The 1038-nt window shown below is 40.3% G+C and carries 1 protein-coding gene; it reads right to left on the bottom strand.

What is annotated here, in order from left to right:
• A partial coding sequence (gene aroF, locus E0K96_RS12045) for a 3-deoxy-7-phosphoheptulonate synthase (RefSeq protein ID WP_168083448.1) occupies nucleotides 1-863 on the bottom strand: 863 nt, incomplete at its 3' end.
• Nucleotides 864-1038 lie beyond the last annotated feature (175 nt).

Genomic DNA, 1038 nt, shown 5'->3' with positions numbered 1-1038 from the left:
GCTGCCTTAGCCATTGGCTCTACCAGCCACCATTTTCCTCCTGCATGTGATGGGTCTATAATGATTGGCAAGTGTGTTAATCTTTTGATGACAGGTATCGCCTGTAAGTCTAATGTATTTCTTGTGTAGGTTTCATATGTTCTGACCCCTCTTTCACATAGAATCACATTGGGGTTCCCGCTGGCCATGATATATTCTGCACTCATGATCCATTCTTCATATGTTGCACTTAATCCACGTTTTAATAAGATTGGCTTTGTACATCTTTTTCCTACTTCTTTTAAAAGATCAAAGTTTTGCATATTTCTTGCGCCAATCTGTACCAAGTCAACCTTTTCATTGAATTCTTCAATATACTCAGCACTCATTAATTCTGACACAATGGGTAATCCTGTTTCTTTCTTTGCAGCTAACAAGATATCCAATCCAGCTGTTCCCATTCCCTGGAAAGCATAGGGTGATGTTCTTGGCTTGAATGCACCACCTCTTAACATGTTAGCTCCTGCTGCCTTGGCAGCTTTGGCAATCATGATAACCTGTTCCTTGGATTCAACAGAACATGGACCTGCAATCAATGCTAAATGATCTCCACCAACCTTGACACCAGCAACATCAATGATGGAATCTTCTGGATGAAAGGCACGGTTTGCCAGTTTATATGGTTCACTGACACGCATCACATGATCGACAACAGGTGAAACCTCCAGTTGTTTCGGATCAACCTTTGTGACATCTCCAATCATTCCAATAATTGTTGTTTCTGTTCCCACAACAATATGCGTTGTGAGTCCTTTGTCCTCTACCTGTTTGACTATTTTTTGTACATCTTCATCAGTTGTTTTGGGTTTAAATACAATAATCATTTTTCTCTATCTCCTTTCGCTACTGTATAAATAAAAAATCCCTCATCCCTAAGGACGAGAGATTATCATCTGCCGTGTTACCACCTTAATTCACCTATATATCACTATATAAGCCTTAACAAGTACGCCTGTCTATCAGGTTCATACTCTGATGCTGTAACGGGCATTCCCGTGT

The sequence above is a fragment of the Massilimicrobiota sp. SW1139 genome (assembly GCF_012027715.1).
Classification (GTDB): Bacteria; Bacillota_I; Bacilli_A; order Erysipelotrichales; family Coprobacillaceae; genus Allocoprobacillus; species Allocoprobacillus merdigallinarum.
Note: the sequence above shows the minus strand (reverse complement) of the source record. Positions and strands in the feature narration are given on the sequence as shown.